This window comes from Nonomuraea sp. NPDC054003, assembly GCF_055585125.1.
The window spans coordinates 78,197-93,646 of sequence record NZ_JBVJKR010000003.1 but is presented as its reverse complement, the minus strand read 5'-3'; the positions used below and the strand labels follow the sequence as shown (position 1 = coordinate 93,646).

Here is a 15,450-nt window from a genome sequence, read left to right as displayed (position 1 = left end):
GCGCGTCAGCCTTTGACGGCGCCCGCGGTCATGCCCGTGCCGACGCGGCGTTGCAGGAAGAGGAAGAGCAGCAGGACCGGCAGGGCGAAGAGGCCCGCCGCCGCCATCGTCGCTCCCCAGTCCGTGCCGAAGACGTCGCGGAAGGACGACAGCCAGACCGGCAGCGTGCGTTTGTCCTGGTCCTTGATGATGAGCACGTTCACGAACGCGAACTCGTTCCACGCCGTGATGAACCCGAACAGCGACGTCGCCATCAGCCCCGGCGCCAGCAGCGGGAACGTCACCCGCCGGAACGCCACCAGCCGCGAGCACCCGTCCACCTGCGCCGCCTCCTCCAGCTCCGGCGGGATCGCGGCGAGGAAGCCGCGGAGCGTGACGATGGTGAACGGCAGGGTGATCATGAAGTACACCCCCGTCAGCATGGCCAGCGAGTCCAGCAGGTCGGTGTCCCTGGCGATGATGAACACCGGCACCAGCAGCGCCTCCCACGGCGCCATCTGCGCGGCGAACACCATGACCACGAACGCGCCGCGGCCCCGCCACCGCATCCGCGTCGCCGCGAACGCCGCCGCCATCGCCACCACCAGCGCCAGCAGCACGGCCGCCACCGTCACCAGCAGGCTGTTGCGCCAGAAGGTCCAGAACCCCGGCGCGTTCACGGCCGTGACGAAGTGGTCGAGCGTCGGCGAGGAGGGCCAGAAGGTGGGGGTGGCCGCCTGGATGTCCCGGGTCGGCTTGAACGCCGTCAGGTACATCCAGTAGACCGGGAAGATCGTCACCACCAGCACGGCCAGCGCGACGGCGTTCAGGGCGAGCCTTCTCATGATCTGACCATCCGTCGCAGGTTGCTGATCAGGGCCACGACCAGGATCAGCACGGTGAGCATGGCGACCGCCGAGCCGAGGTCGTACCGGTGCAGCACCCTGGCGATCTTGAACGCGTACACCGGCAGGGTGGTCGTGGCGTCGCCCGGCCCGCCTGGGTGAGCACCCAGATCTGCGGGAAGCACTTGGCCACCCAGATCACCTCCAGCGAGACGATCAGGGCGAAGAGCGTGCGCAGCATCGGCAGCGTGACCTGCCAGAAGATCTGCCACCCGGTGCCGCCGTCGATCCGCGCGGACTCGTACAGCTCGGCGGGAATGGTGGTCAGCCCGGCGTAGAGGGTGAGCGCCGCGAACGGCACCGACTGCCAGACCACCAGCACGACGAGCACCGCGAAGGTGGCGTCGCCGTCGGCGAACCAGGTGTAGCCGCGGAAGGAGTCGAGGCCGAGCGTGACCAGCAGCCAGTTGACCACGCCCAGCTCCGACTGGAACAGCCACTGGAAGACGGTGGTGGCCGCGATGATCGGGGTGGCCCAGGCCAGCGCCAGCGCGCTCATCAGGGCCAGCCGCATGCCGCGCCGCAGCCGTACGAGCAGCAGCGCGACGGCGGTCGACAGGACCACGATGAGCACCACGTTCACCGCGGTCCACCAGACGGTGCGCAGCAGCACCGCCCAGAACTCGTCCCCGGACAGCAGCTCCGCGTAGTTGCCGAAGCCGATGAAGGCGGCCCCGCCCTTGATCAGCTCGCCCATGCGGAAGTGCTGGAGGGAGATCACCGCCGCCTTGGCGACCGGGTAGAGCAGGAGGAAGGCCCCACCGGCCACCGTGGGCGCGATGAGCAGGTAGGGCCAGAAGGGACGGCCGCGCACTCAGGACCCGCTGTTGAGGGTGGCCGTGACGGACTCCGACGTCTTCCTCGCCTCCGTCGCGGGGTCTGCGCCGGTGAGCACCGCGGTCATGTACTGCTTGATGACCGAGGTGGCCTCGACGGCGGCCCAGTTGGGGGTGTTGGGGGTGGCCCGGCCGTGGGCGGCGCCGGTGGCCATGGCGGCGGTGCCCTCGTCGCCGGAGAGCACGCCGGCGAGCGAGGTGCGGTTCGGCACGAAGCTCATGGCCTTGGCCAGGTCGGTCTGGAACTCCTCCCCGGCCAGCGCCTTGACGACCTCGTACGCCTCCTCCTGGTGCTGGGAGGCGACCGGGACGATCAGGTCGGAGCCGCCGGTGAACACCGAGCCGGGCTTGTCGGGCGTCTTCCCCGGGATCGGGAAATATCCGATCTTGTCCTTGAGGTCCGGCTCGACCTCCAGGACGCGGGCGACGATGCCGGGCACCGCGATGATCTGCGCGACCTTGCCCTGGGCGAACACCTCGTGCTGCGGCGGGTTGGCCTCGTCGGCGTCCTTGGGGCCCTTGCCGAGGGCCTGGAGGCGCTGGTAGAACTCCATGCCGGCGAGGGCCTGCGGGGTGTCGAGCGCGCCCTTCCACCGGCCGCCCTCCTGGACGGCGAGGTCGCCGCCCTCGTCCCAGATGAAGCCGGCCAGCGCGTACCAGGTCTGCCCGGTCAGGTAGATGCCCTGATCACCCCCTTGATTCAGCTTTTTCGTGATTTCCAGCCATTCATCACGGGTTTTCGGCGGCTGCACGTCGGCCTTCGCGAACAGGTCCTTGTGGTAGACCACCACCCGGTTCGCCGCGTACCAGGGGATCCCGTACTGCTTGCCGTCGATGTTCCCCGGCTGGGCCAGGCCGGGCAGCCAGTCCTCGCCCCTGAGGTCGGCGACCTTGCCGGTGAGGTCGGTGACGCCGCCGCTGGCCGCGTACTGGGCGACCTGGGTGTTGCCGACCTCGATCACGTCCGGCGCGTCGGTGCTGGCCAGCGCGGCCGTCACCCGCTCGCCGATGCCGTCCCAGGCCTGGATCTGGATGTCCAGGTCCACCTCAGGACGGTCGGCCTCGTAGCCGGTCTCGAACGTCTTGAGCAGGTCCTGCGTGACGCTGCCGTCCATGATCCAGACGGTCAGCTTGGCGGGGCCGCTGCTCTCGGGCGCCGCGCCGGTCCCGGCGTCCGAGCCGCACGCCGCCGCGGCCAGGGCCAGGGCCGCCACCGCGGCGGTGAGTCGGTGCTTCATCGCGCTCTCTCAGGAGTTGGGGACGGTGTCGCGGAACGAGGTGCCCTCGGCGCGCAGGTCGCCGACCCGGCTCAGCACGCCGGCGGGCGAGACGACCTCGTTCCTGGCGTGGTAGACCCAGTCGACCTGCTGGCGGTAGGTGCGGGTGCCGGTGGCGGCCTGGAGGTCGATGAACCACTGGTTGAACATGATCCACATGGGTGTCTCGGGGTAGTGGATCCCGCCGTGGTCGGCGAACAGGCGGCCGTCCACGTAGTACTTGATCCGCCCGCCCGACACCTGGATCACCAGGTCGTGCCAGCCGGCGAAGCTCGCGCGCTCCTCGGTGTGGGTGTTCACCGCCTGCCACGGCTCACCCTGGTAGGTCTCCCAGCTCGTGGCGTAGAGGATGTTCGAGGGCTCGCCCCAGCCGCCGTTCGGCAGATACTCGAAGTCCAGCTCGCCGTAGTCGGGGTCGAGGTTGAAGCGGAGCGGGGTGATGGTGAAGAACGTCTGCACGACGTGCTCGCCGTCCGGGCCGCTGGTCGGGGCGTCGCTGAAGCGCACCCTGGCCGCGTACGTGCCCTCGAAGAACTTCCGGCCGGCCGTCGACAGCTCGGTGTGCACGGTCCCGCCGGCGGTGCCGTCGGTGCGCGAGTCGAGCGTCAGCAGCCCGCCGGGGAACGTGATCGCCGACGGCGACCAGGTGGCCCCGGGCACGCCCGGCCCGCCGGAGCTGGAGCGCACGGTCCAGCCGCGCTGGGCCAGTCGCGGGTCGGACGAGTTCGTGTACGAGAAGTCGTCGAACAGCACGCCGCCGGGGCCGGGCGGCGGGTCCGTCGGCGTGGGCGTCGGGCCGGGGTCGCTGCCCGAGGGGGTGCCCCAGGCCAGGGTGCCGCCGACGTACACGGTGACCTTGTCCCAGTCGGTGTAGGAGGTCTGGGGGCCGTAGGAGTAGTCGTCGCTCTGGGTGAACGTCTGCCAGTCTGCGCGGTAGAAGCGGAGCTGCAGGTCGCGGGTGCTCGCGCCGGGGGCCAGGGTGCCCGAGGTGAAGCCCACCTCCAGGTACTGGGCCGGGCCCTCCTGGTCGACGAAGTGTCCCGTCACGGTCGAGCATCCGACCACGGCCCAGGAGCAGGCGAAGCGGTAGGTCTCGGTGCCGGTGAGGTAGTAGCGGATCTTGACCTGGTTCAGCGGGATCGTGGTGGTGCCGTCGTTGATCAGCTGGAGCCAGGGCTCGGCCTGGGCGGTGGTCGCGCCGGGGGCGCTGGTGCGGTACTGGAGGCGTACCGACTGGGCGGCGCCCGCCGGGGAGGCCACGAGGGTGGTGATGAGGAGGGCGAGGGGGAGGGTTAAGGACAGCAGGATTTTTCCGACATTTCGTGACATGGGTGGGGTTCTCCTTGGTGTGCGGTCCCCCGATGTCGAACGGTCCCCCGAGATCGTGCGGGTTTCGGCAGCGCGTCAGGTGCCGCGGCGCAGGCGGCCCTCGTACAGCGCTTCGAGCTTGAGGTTGTGCTCGTCGCCCCCGGGCACGTTGGCGGACAGGTAGACGGGCGGCGCCTGCCCCGCCTCCAGCAGGTCGCGCACGGTCCGCGCCACGACGAGCTGGGCGATGAGCGCGGAGGTGATGGTGGAGACCGCGCCGGTGGCGCCGCCGCCGGGCAGCGGCAGCACCGCGTCCCCGTACGGCGCCCGGTTGTCGAGCACGACGTCGGCGAGGTCGGTGAGCTTGCGGCCCGAGGGGTGACGGGAGGCGACCGCGCCGCTGTGGGCCTGCGAGGTGATGGCGACCAGGTCGTGGCCGCGCTCCTTGACCAGCGTCGCCAGCTCGACCACGACGCCGTTGACGCCGGAGTTGGAGATGACGACGAAGAGGTCCTCTCGTTCGACCGGGGCCAGGTCGAGGATGGTGCGGGCGACGGCCGGGTCGCGTTCGAGGTCGTAGCGGTCGAGCGTCTCCCGGGGGGCGTTCCCGTACAGGACGATGTCCCTGAGCGCGAGGCGGTTGGTGGGGACGAGGCCGCCGGCCCGGCCGGCGATCTCCATGGCGACGGCCTCGGAGTGGCCTGAGCCGAAGGCGTGGATGACGCCGCCGCTGGTCAACGCCTTGACGAAGAGGTCGGCGGCTTTCTGGATGGCGGGGTCGTCGGGGATCCGTTCAACGAGGTCGGCGATATGGTCGGCGAATTTTTCCGGATTTATCGTCATGAATCACCTTCCGAGAGGCGGTGCCCCGCCACGGCCCTGACCGTCACGTCGAAGGCCTGCTTGGTCCGCTCGTACGTACGCTGCGCGACCGACACGTAGACCACGTCCAGCACGAGCAGCTGTGAGTGGATCGCGGCGAACCCGTCGGACCGGAACGTCGTCTCCCTGCTGGCGGTGGTCAGCACCAGCTCGGCCACCTCGGCCAGCGGCGAGCGCGGGTTCGACGTCACGGCCACGGTGATCGCGCCGTGGCTGCCGGCCTCGGCCAGCACCTCGATCGCCTCGCGCGTCCGGCCGCTGTGGGAGATGCCGATCGCCACGTCGCCCTGCCCGAGCAGCGCCGCGTCGGTGAGCGCGCTGTGCGCGTCGGACCTGCTCCAGGTGGGGATGCGGATGCGCTGCAGCCGGTACTCCATCTCGCTGGCCACGGCCGCGCTGCTCGACACGCCGAACAGCAGCACCCGCCCGGCCCGCGCGACGGCCTGCGCCACCTTCTCCACCACGGCCAGGTCGAGCTGGTCGCCCGTCTCCTGGATGAGCCGGATGTCGTTGCCCGACACCACGCCCAGCACCTTCTCCAGGGTGTCGCCGGGCAGGATCTCCTGGCCGATGTCGGTCTGCCAGGTCTGCTGGTTGACCCGTCCCGTCTCGGTGGCCACGGCGACCCGCAGCTCCGCGTACCCGCCGAAGCCGAGGGCCCGGCAGAACCGGGTGATGGTGGCGGTCGAGGTGCCGCTGCGCTCGGCGAGATCGACGATGGTCAGGCGGGCGGCCGCGGCGGGGTTCTCCAGGATGGCGTCGGCCACCTTGCGCAGCGCGTCGGGCATCTCATGCCGCTCGGTCCTGATCCGGCCAAGGAGCTCCATGCGGTGATAATTATGCCCACCGATGCCCCCAGTCAAGCGGTGCAAATAAAAATTCTTGACCAATGCGCGTTTCTGCACCCTGTCGTAACCTTGCGATCACCTGGAGTCACCAAGACCACGGGAGGAGATCACGCCATGGGCGGGAAGCACGCAGGCAAGCCAAAGAAGGACGACTCAAACAACTCGGAGAAGCCCAACCCGGATTCCCACAAAGCCGCCACCGGCAGACACGCCAGGCGCGACGAGCAGGACGGGAAGAAAAAGTGATCAGTGCAGTCGACCCGGCCGAGGCGCTGCTCCAAGAGATCGGCCCGCTTGACAAGCGGATCGCTGACGCGATGCGGGCGGTGCCGCGGCATCTGTTCATCCCGTCCGTTGCTCTGACGTGCCCGCCTGACGAGCCCGTACGGATCATCGACCGTGAAGCCGATCCCGAAGACTGGTGGGACGCGGTCTATTCCGACAACTCCATCGTCACGCAGCTGGACGACGGCGCGACAGACATCAGAACCGGCTCCGGCGACTACACGTCGTCGTGCTCCGCTCCCGGCATCGTCGCCATGTTCCTGGAACTGCTCGACCCCGAACCGGGAACCCGGGTGCTGGAGATCGGGACGGGCACCGGCTGGACCGCCGCCCTCCTCTGCCACATGGTCGGCGAGACCAATGTGACCTCCATCGAGGTGGACCCCGTCGTCGCCGAACAGGCCGCCAAGAACCTGAGCGCGGCCGCGTTCCAGCCCCACCTGATCGTCGGCGACGGCGCGGAAGGCTGCGCCGCACGGGGACCGTTCGACCGCGTCCACGTCACCTGCGGCATCCGTACGGTCCCGTACACCTGGATCACGCAGGCCCGGCCGGGAGCCGTGCTGGTCGCTCCATACTCGCCGCGTTTCCAGACCGACTTCCAGCTCCGCCTCGTCGTCACCCCATCCGGCGTGGCACACGGCCGCTTCCCCGACTTCGCCTCGTACATGATGATGCGCTCCCAGCGATCCGTGCCCGCCCGGCAACTCCACGAGACCGAGAACAAGCACCATCTCACCACCCGCGTCGACCCCCGCACGATCGTCTGCGCCCCCGCCGGCGCCGACCTCGCCATCGGCGCCATGACCGGGCTCACCGCCCACGACAGCGACAATCCTGACGAGGACGGCGAGTGCCACCGCATCTGGGTCAGTGACCCGCGCGACCCCGAGTCCTGGGCGGTGGCGATCTGGCGTCCGGACTCGGAGGAGTACCAGGTGTTCCAGGTCGGCGACCGGCCCGTCTGGGAGGAGGTCACCGACGCCTACTTCCGGTGGGTGAGCTGGGGTGAGCCCGGCTACGACCGGTTCGGCATGACGGTCGGGCCGGACGGGCAGCGGATCTGGCTGGACCGGCCGGAGCACCCGCTCACCGCCTGCTTGTCCCGCAACTGACATGACGCCCGGTCCGGCTCCGGACCGGGCGAGATGGCATACGTCCAGGGACCCCGGTCACCACACAGCCGGCTCGCACACCATGCTGGCGGAGGACTCGCAGTTGAGCCGGGCGTCGATGATGTGGACGGCGCGGACCCGCTTGTCGTCGAGGAGCAGGCCCAGCTCGCTCGGAGCGGTGTTGTCGTCGACGTACCCGACGATGCGGCCACGTGCGGCGGCCTCCTGCAGGTTCGGCAGTTGAAGCCCCACAGCGGACAGGACGCTCTGGTCGGCCGAGCGGAGCAGGGCGACCCACGCGCGGAACTCCTCGAAAAGGGCCAGGTCCTCACAGTTGCGCGCCACCCGCCGCTGCTCGCATGCCGGGGTCCTGTCCCAGTACAGAGGGACGTCGCCAGTCGGCCCGGAAGAGATGAGAATGTTGTCCCCACGGAGTCCGTAAGCGCTCTCGTACTGTTCGGAGGTCATCGGGGTGCGCAGTTCGACGACGGCTGTCACGGCGACACCGTTGCCCAGGTGGTCGAGCAGGCCGGCGCTGTCGTCCGGCTGCTTCTCCGCGCCGAGGCGGCGCAGTACCCGGCGCATGCGGGTATCGGGGAACACCGGCTTGTGGATATCGGACGTCCCGGCGGGAGAGATCAGGGTGCTGCCACGAACGTTGCGGTAGATGTCGAACGATTGAACGGAATAACTCTCCCCCCTGGCGCGGGGCCCACTGCGGCTCCGCCGCCACCCGGACGGAATGCTCGTCGGCAGGTCGTCCCGGCCACGACACATTGGCGAAGCGAAACTCGGGATTCGCGACGGAGATCCCGTTCCTGGCGACGACATAGAAGTGCTCGCGCCCCTCGCCCACCTGGACGTCGCGCCCGTCGGACTCACAGCCGGTCAGGAACAAGAGCGTCAGCGCGACGGGCCGCGCTTCTCCGCAGAATGCCGGCACCGGTCATGACGTCTCCCTCTATGGGAGTGCGCGGCGGTGGCCACCGCACACTCAGGCTACACAGGTTGAATTTATGGAGACGGCCATGTGGTCACGGTGGTCTCCTCGATGATGAGTCCGGCCTGAGCGAGGCAGCCATCGATCAGATGGGGCCGGTTTTGGATCTTCTTGAGCTTTCGCTTGATGATCCGGACGAGTGTGGTCAGGCCGGTGACACGAAGTCGGCCATGGCGCAGTGCATCAGCGACCACCCGCCTTCCGCAGTCTTCAGCTCGGAGGCGTAGGCCCGGAGCCGGTAGACGCGCAACCAGTCAGCGTTGGCCTCGGCGCAGCCGACCAGCCGGCGAACGGGTGCGCATTCAGGTTGTCCCAGCACCGCACCAGCGGCGTGCGGAACTGCTGGTGGACCCACCGTGATCAGGTCGCGGCAGTTGCTCCAGGCTGAGCTCTTGGGCTAGTCCTTGCGCCCGTGATAGATGAGCGGCTTGTACATCAGGTGCGGGTGGTGCCCAGGCCAGTAGCAGTCCACGCCGCCGATGTTGATCCGGCCGCTGCCCCTGCCGCATCATGACCGTCCGCCGGGGCGCCGCGCTGTGCCCAGGTGCGTCCTTTCGGCGGCCTTAGTCCCTGGCCCGCTTCGTCCTCGACGCAGATGTGGGCGCCCAGGTCCGCCGCTGGCTTTACAGCCGGCCACACCTTCCTGCCGCCAGGCGGCGATGGCCTCCTCATTTGTAGTCAGCGACGATCACGCATGGCGGCTTCGATCCGTAGACCGATCCCGATAGCCGCTGCGCAGATGAAAAGAAGCAAGACTTGGAACGGCGGCTCCCAATCAGCGAAGACGAGTGCGGCTATGGCCAAACCACCGTTCGTGAGCAGTAAGGCTGTGCCGACCATACGAAGCATCCCAACAGCCTCTCGGGCCTTCTCTCCGGAAGCATTTTGATCTTCAGTTGGAATTTTCACAGCTAGATCATCTCACAGTATCAACAGGAGGCGAAAGAGTGCCTCCATCCCCAGATGAGCGAGGCAAGACACTCGACCGAAGGACAGCATCAGCCCTGCTGAGACCGTCGGCTTACCGATGTATCAGTAGCGCCTGGAGCATAAAGGCCACACCTCCCACCTGACCCAACCGCAGCAGTCGCCTGTCCAGACCGCCCGAGCACGTCACTGTCCCTCGGCAAGACGACATGAACGCGACCCAGACCGCAAGCCAATATGAAGCGGCCGGCACCACTTTTCACTTTAACTCATAGAGGAAAGCTTTGCATGAGAAAAACCAGCACTTGAGGCCACTTTAATGGTGACCCCAAGTGCAAGCTTCGGGTCACAAAGACCCCTTCACTTCACCCTCGCAACTACGAGCCCGATTCGCATCAATCGGAAACTCACAGCCCCTTGGTGCTACTCCTTGTACAGGCATAAGGAATATGCCTCGGCGGTTTAAGTGGCGCCTCCTGCCCTCTACCTATCTTACAACGCAACGTGTGTCGAATCTTCTCATAATACTCCTCATATATAGGCTCTTTGGTTTTCGGGTCTTCCCTCACTTTATACTTGAAGTTCAGATACGCCTCCGACTGCAGCGTGTGCCTGTAGCGGGTGATATCACATCTATCAAGCCAGCCGGCCTGACATTCAACTTCTATATCAGTGAAGCGATCATCGATTTTCGCCTCGGCGGGTCGCTTATCATGCTTTGCGCTGAATTTGGAGCATTTCTCGCCGACGGCTTGGTCGAGCTTAAGTCCTACACTAACGCCTGCTTGAAGAGGCTGAATGGACATACTCGCACCGATATTTGCTTCATTCGTGGTCTCGCGGTTAACGAAACATGCGGAACCGAGTTTAGAGATTCTCGCATGCTTGTAGAGAGCTCGCCCGAACGGACTATCCTTGCCGTCCGTCTTACTCGTAGGACGTATCGGATAGATTCGCACATAGTCCTGATAGGCGGTGATGTTCCATCTCTGGTTGTAGGGAAGGCCGCCCCCTGCTACCGGTTTCTCGTCCCAGTACGACCTCATCACGGTGTGAAGCTCCCACCCCTTAACGAGTCTGTCCGTCTTCTCGCAGTACTCCATGAATACATAGGAGATGCATGCAGTTGACTTCGGTACAGCCGCACCACCAGCAGCGCAAGGATCTTCCGGCGAGCAACTGTCGCTCGCGTCGGACGCGTCCTCATATGCGGGGTTTGGTGCCTGAATTTCTGACATGTTTCCGCAGCGGTCGAAGACATGAATTGAAATAGTGGATGGGTCGGGTTCGACTTGGCCCGGAGTATCTGCGTTAGCCGCAGCCAAAGCGGCAGCGTCCTCGGTTGAGGTAGCTTGAGGTGTCCACGTCCGTTCCACCTCAGCGAGAACGCGCACTGCACCTGTCGCGTCGTCGATATGGACGGACACGTTCTTCAGCGTGACATTTGAATTCGTTCTGACATGATGGGTTTGCGCCAGACTCTTACGTTCATTGATGAGTTGCTCATTCAAGAGCGAGAGCTTGGCTGTACTCGGGGCATCGAAGGTTACCCCCGGCGCGTCCCAAATCGTTTCTGCCCGATTCTCTAGGACAACGTCCTGCGCCTGATAATACCGTTTGACCCGTTCAACGTAGTCCTGTGCACCCGATTCCGCTGTTGCGGAATCTTTCTGAATTGACGAAAAATCTTCGAGGGTACACCTTACCGCTGGTGGGCGGGGAACCGCCTCGGGAGTGACCGAAATAGTCTCCCAGTCGCTCGCTCCGAATACTGACTTTGCGCGCACTCTGACTGTATATGCTTCCCCGTTGGACAAGCCATCGACAGAGACAAAGGGATCCTTTGCTTGGATATTCTTCACGAGTTGGCCGCTACTATCGCTGACCTCGATATCATAGCCATCCGATAGCGCGAGACTCCCATTGTTCTCGGGAAGTCCCCAGCTCGCGATGACGCTTGCATCACCTGCCTGGACGGTCAGGTTGAGCACCTTCCCAGGCGGCCTCGCCGGGATATACGTGAGGGCCAGCTCCGGCTGGCTACTAGCCGCCTCATCTGCAAACGTGATGAACTCATCCTTGTTAGAGGTGAGCATAAGCCATTGATACTCGCTACCAGCGATATCAGATTGCGGGTCACTCACGGGCAGCATGTACGGCACAACGCTAGTGTCAACGTCGGCCACTAACTCAGATCCCTTGCTCTCGCTAGTCACCGGAGTCTTCAGGGGCGTCGCAGTGATTACGCCATCCGACGGGCAAGTACCAGATGGGCAAGTTGGTGCACCAAGGCGAAGGACGCCATCCGACACGCCTGCACCATTGGGGAGCTCATCTAACTTAAACCCAATGAATACTGCGGTCTTCTCTACTCCTGTGCCACCAATCCGCATGATGGTCGAGTCCGCCACCATGCAAGGTGACCCACCACATGCAGCAGGATCGGTTTTAGCGCTCTTGATGACGAAGTTGTCCTTACTCAACGTCAGGCTGCGGACGTCCTCAACTGGGGGTGGTGGCGGTGTACCAGGCGTGGTGAAGGTGACCAGAGCGGTCTTGGACGTACAGACCTCGCTGCCCGATCCAGACTCGTTGACTGTTGGCGCGCCGGCCGTCGCCTTTTGTGTACTGCCCGCGCTAGCTGTTCCGGCAAGCGGGGTGTTCATATCGGCCGTGATTTCGGCGGCCGTCTGGGCGCGGTTGTAGACGCGGACTTCGTCGATGACGCCGTCGAAGAACTCGCCGTAGATGGTGTTCCCGCCGATGTGGAAGTCGCCGCCGTCGTCCTGAATGGCTCCGGAGACGGGCTCGTCACCGATTTGATTGCCGTTGAGGTAGAGGCGTGCCCTGGTGCCGTTGTAGGTGACGGCGAGGTGGCTCCAGGTGTTCACCTGGAGCGGGCTGGTGCCGGCCACCTCCTTGGACTGGCCCTGGGTTGTCAACCAGCCGAGAGGAGTGAAGCCGTCGGAGGCGTACAGGGCGTAGGAGAGGTCGTCGAGTGTCTCGTAATCCTTGCCCATGACGGCGTACCAGTCGTCAACGCTGGACGGCTTGACCCAGGCCGAGAGCGTCATGTTGGAGCCGAGTCGGAGCGAGGCGTTGTGGTCGACGGTGACGAGGCCGAAGAGACCATCGAAGGACAGACCCTTGCCGTACTTGCCGGTGACCCACGAGGTGTCAGTGGCAGTGCCGTGGTTGGTGCCCGTCACGTCGTTGACGGTGGTGCCGCTGCCTTCGTTCATTCCGTAGGCGGCGACCAGACCTGACGGTGTGGGCGTCGGAGTCGGTGTCGGCGTGGGATCGGGAGTGGGCGTCGGGTCGGGAGTAGGTGTCGGGTCGGGGTCAGGATCGGGCGGCGGTTCCTCGCTTTGCGGGGCGGTTACGCAGGCGGTCATCTGCCACTTGTAGGTGCTGCCGGGCTGCACTGTGTTGGCTGGGATCTGGAAGGAGGCGCGTTCGCCGCCGCTTACGGTACGGCTGCCCAATGGCGCGGAGCCGACGGGAGCGCCGGCGCTGTCGTACAGGTAGTACTTGGCCGTGACCGGGCCTCCCCCTGGCCTGTTGACCATGCCCGACAGGATCGGCTGGGTCGGGTCGGCCATGCCGGTCTCGGTGTCCGACGGGAGCACGGGAGCGTCACTGGTGATGCGGTACGCAGGGCTCTCGTTGCACGACGGCGGGTTGATGCCGGCCCGGCAGGCCTTGACCACGAACTTGAAGCTGGCCGGGTTGTCCAGCGTGAAGACCTTGTCCAGCGCCTGCCCGGACGGGATGTTGTTGTGCGAGGTGGTGCCGGGCACGCCGACCAGGGCGCGGAGCTCGTTCGCGCTGAGCGCCCGCTGGTAGACGTGGATGTCGTCCAGCGACCCCTTGAGGCTTCCGCCGAGAAGACGTGAGCGGCCGATCTCGAAGGCGCCCCGGGCGTTCCAGCTGACGGTGTGGTCCCGCTCGCCGGCCAGCACGCCGTCCACGTACAGGCGGATCTTGCCTGCGTCCTTGTCGTACTGGGCGGCCACGTGCGTCCACTCGCCGATCTTGGCAAGGTGCTCCGACTGGATGACGGTCTCGTGGATACTGTCCGGGATGTCCTGGTTGATCATGGACAGCACCCAGCGCTGATCGTACTCCGGAGCCGTGGACGTCTGGTAGGAAAGCGTGAACCCGGGCAAATGGGTGCCCATCTGGGACAGCACGTTCTGCTCTTGCGTGCTGTTGTCCAGGCGCACCCAGGCGCTCGCCGTGAAGCTCTGGTTGGTGTTGATGACCGGGCCGCTGGTCGCGGCGTGGCCTCCGGTGAACGTCACCGCCTGTCCGAGCTGCCCCGGCGTGCGCGTGTGCGCGCCGCTGAGGGTGGCGTTGCGGTTGTTGCCGGAGGAGTCGGTCAAGGCCGTGCCGGAAGCCTCGTCGAGTTTCCAGTACGCGGCCTCACCCGCGGGCAGTTCGGCGGCCGGCGGGGCCATGGTGGAGTCGTTGACCGTCACCGTGTAGTTCAGCGGCGTCGCCTCGGGCACGCTGGACTTGTAAGTCACCTTGACGTTGGTGCTGCGGGCGATCGCGTCGTTGCCGTCCATCGAGTCGATGGACTCGGCGGTCACGGTGGGGATCGCCGGCGGCAGCACCCAGTCCACGCTGAGCTTCGGCAGGACGCCCTGGTTGAAGAACTGCGGCCAGAACGAGAAGTCCTCGCTGTAGTTACGCGGGGTCGAGGTCTCCTGGGTCAGCTTGAGCAGCAGGCCGTGATTGGGCGTGCCGGTGGCCCACAGCCGCGTCATCGCGGTCAGGTTCCAGCTCCAGATCGCGCCGCTGGTGCCGGGCAGCGCGCACGGGTCGATCGAGGCGCGGCCTTCTTCGGTGCTGGTGGGCTGGTTGCTCCAGTAGGTGTCGTCGGCCACCCAGGACTCGGTGATCCGCTGGGCCGCGATGCCTTGGAACTCGCTGCAGTTGTACACGTCCTCGCGCAGCTGCAGCTGCATGGTGGCGTTGGTGACCTGCTTCCCGGTGATCGGGGCGGTGTCGAAGGCCATCAGGGTGCGGGTGGCCTGCTCGGTGGTGGAGTACTGCATCCTGCCCACCGTGCCCGCCACACGCTGGCCGTTCGGGGAGACGATGCCGGTCTCCTGGGTGATCCCCAGTGTGGTGGTGGGGTCGACGGTGACCGGGTACCGCGTCGTGGGGTCGGCCAGCCAGGCCGCGTCCGGCTTCAGCACCAGCGTGGTGGCTCCGTCCTTGGACTCCACGCTGGTCTCGATCTTCTTCTGGCGGCCCGGCTTGGCCGCGGTGGGCTCGTCAGCGGCGGCGTCCCACATCAGCGGTGCCGGGGCGGAGGCGACCTTCTTGCCGTTGTCGCCTTTCAGCTTGAGCCCGCCGGCCTTGGTCACCGAGAGGTCGAGTCCCTTGGTCTGCACCGGGATGCGGAACTCCACCGGGCCGGTGGGGCGCTCGCGCAGCACGATGTCGTGCCGGAATCCGGTTCCGAGCGCTGTGACGACCAGGTCCCCCGACGGGCCTGCGACGCCCGGATAGGTCGCGACGTTGCCCTTGATGGTCGGCTTGGGCAGTGACGTGGGCCAGGAGAGACCGAACGAGCGGTCCCTGCTGAGGATCATGGTCGCGAACGGGCCGGACCCGCCCGTGGACAGGCGCACTCTGGCCTTGGCCAGCTTGGGCCTGAGCACGCCGTTCTGCTCGACCAGGGACGGGTCGATCCACGCCCACGAGCCGTCGCCCTGCCTGAGCTGGGTGGGGCCGGAGTAGGACTCGGTGGTCAGGTGACCGTCCGGGTACGCCCACGTCCGGGAGGCCTCCGTGAAGGCATTTTCGACGGCGACGGGCTTGTTGTCCTTCCGTGCCTGCTCCACCGCGGCGCGGAGGGCCGCGTCCGGGTCCTCTGGACGCGGGAACGTGGTGACCGCGGGGCCTGTTGCCTTCGCGCTCTGTGGCTCGGGGTCGGCCACGGCCTGCCTGATCGGGCCTGCGACCAGCAACGATGCTGCCACCGTGAGCACCGTTGCGGCCGCGAGCCTCCGTTTGGGTTTGCTGATGATGCGGGGTCTGTTGCCTAACTCGTTCACAAACAACCTCAATCGAG

The 15,450-nt window shown here is 66.3% G+C and carries 10 protein-coding genes; 1 reads left to right on the top strand and 9 read right to left on the bottom strand.

The features are described 5' to 3' along the window. Positions 1 to 5: 5 nt before the first annotated feature. The 6 genes from ACZ6YG_RS08015 to ACZ6YG_RS07990 form a co-directional block, all read right to left on the bottom strand. Positions 6 to 824, bottom strand: a complete 819-nt coding sequence (locus tag ACZ6YG_RS08015) for a carbohydrate ABC transporter permease (protein WP_271275997.1) — start codon at positions 822 to 824, stop codon at positions 6 to 8. 46 nt (positions 825 to 870) lie between these two features. Continuing rightward, positions 871 to 1,698 carry a carbohydrate ABC transporter permease gene (locus ACZ6YG_RS08010; RefSeq protein WP_466017515.1) on the bottom strand — a complete coding sequence of 276 codons (828 nt, stop codon included), beginning with the start codon at positions 1,696 to 1,698 and terminating at the stop codon, positions 871 to 873. Further along, positions 1,699 to 2,958: an extracellular solute-binding protein gene (locus tag ACZ6YG_RS08005; protein WP_466017514.1), complete on the bottom strand. Its 1,260-nt coding sequence runs from the start codon at positions 2,956 to 2,958 to the stop codon at positions 1,699 to 1,701. A 9-nt stretch (positions 2,959 to 2,967) separates the two neighbouring features. Further along, positions 2,968 to 4,326, bottom strand: coding sequence for a cellulose binding domain-containing protein (locus tag ACZ6YG_RS08000; RefSeq protein WP_466017513.1), 1,359 nt, complete (start codon positions 4,324 to 4,326; stop codon positions 2,968 to 2,970). A 75-nt stretch (positions 4,327 to 4,401) separates the two neighbouring features. Beyond that, positions 4,402 to 5,148 (bottom strand): sugar isomerase domain-containing protein, encoded by a 747-nt coding sequence (locus ACZ6YG_RS07995; RefSeq protein ID WP_466017512.1) that lies wholly within the window; start codon positions 5,146 to 5,148, stop codon positions 4,402 to 4,404. Continuing rightward, on the bottom strand, positions 5,145 to 6,014 hold the full coding sequence (locus ACZ6YG_RS07990) for a MurR/RpiR family transcriptional regulator (RefSeq protein WP_466017511.1): 870 nt from the start codon (positions 6,012 to 6,014) through the stop codon (positions 5,145 to 5,147). The genes ACZ6YG_RS07995 and ACZ6YG_RS07990 overlap by 4 nt, the downstream gene beginning before the upstream one ends. Positions 6,015 to 6,277: 263 nt before the next feature. On the opposite strand from ACZ6YG_RS07990, the gene ACZ6YG_RS07985 reads away from it, so the two are divergent. Next, positions 6,278 to 7,435, top strand: a complete 1,158-nt coding sequence (locus ACZ6YG_RS07985) for a methyltransferase domain-containing protein (protein ID WP_397198218.1) — start codon at positions 6,278 to 6,280, stop codon at positions 7,433 to 7,435. Between the two features lie 57 nt (positions 7,436 to 7,492). Here the strand turns inward: ACZ6YG_RS07985 and ACZ6YG_RS07980 are convergent, their stop codons facing one another. The 3 genes from ACZ6YG_RS07980 to ACZ6YG_RS07970 all read right to left on the bottom strand — a co-directional run bounded on the left by ACZ6YG_RS07980 (position 7,493) and on the right by ACZ6YG_RS07970 (position 15,433). Continuing rightward, entirely contained in the window at positions 7,493 to 8,038 is a 546-nt protein-coding gene (locus tag ACZ6YG_RS07980; RefSeq protein WP_466017510.1) for a hypothetical protein, read from the bottom strand. Positions 8,039 to 9,113: 1,075 nt separating this feature from the next. Continuing rightward, positions 9,114 to 9,344 (bottom strand): hypothetical protein, encoded by a 231-nt coding sequence (locus ACZ6YG_RS07975; RefSeq protein ID WP_378524881.1) that lies wholly within the window; start codon positions 9,342 to 9,344, stop codon positions 9,114 to 9,116. 425 nt (positions 9,345 to 9,769) lie between these two features. Further along, positions 9,770 to 15,433, bottom strand: a complete 5,664-nt coding sequence (locus tag ACZ6YG_RS07970; RefSeq protein WP_466017509.1) for a LamG-like jellyroll fold domain-containing protein — start codon at positions 15,431 to 15,433, stop codon at positions 9,770 to 9,772. Between the last annotated feature and the right edge of the window lie 17 nt (positions 15,434 to 15,450).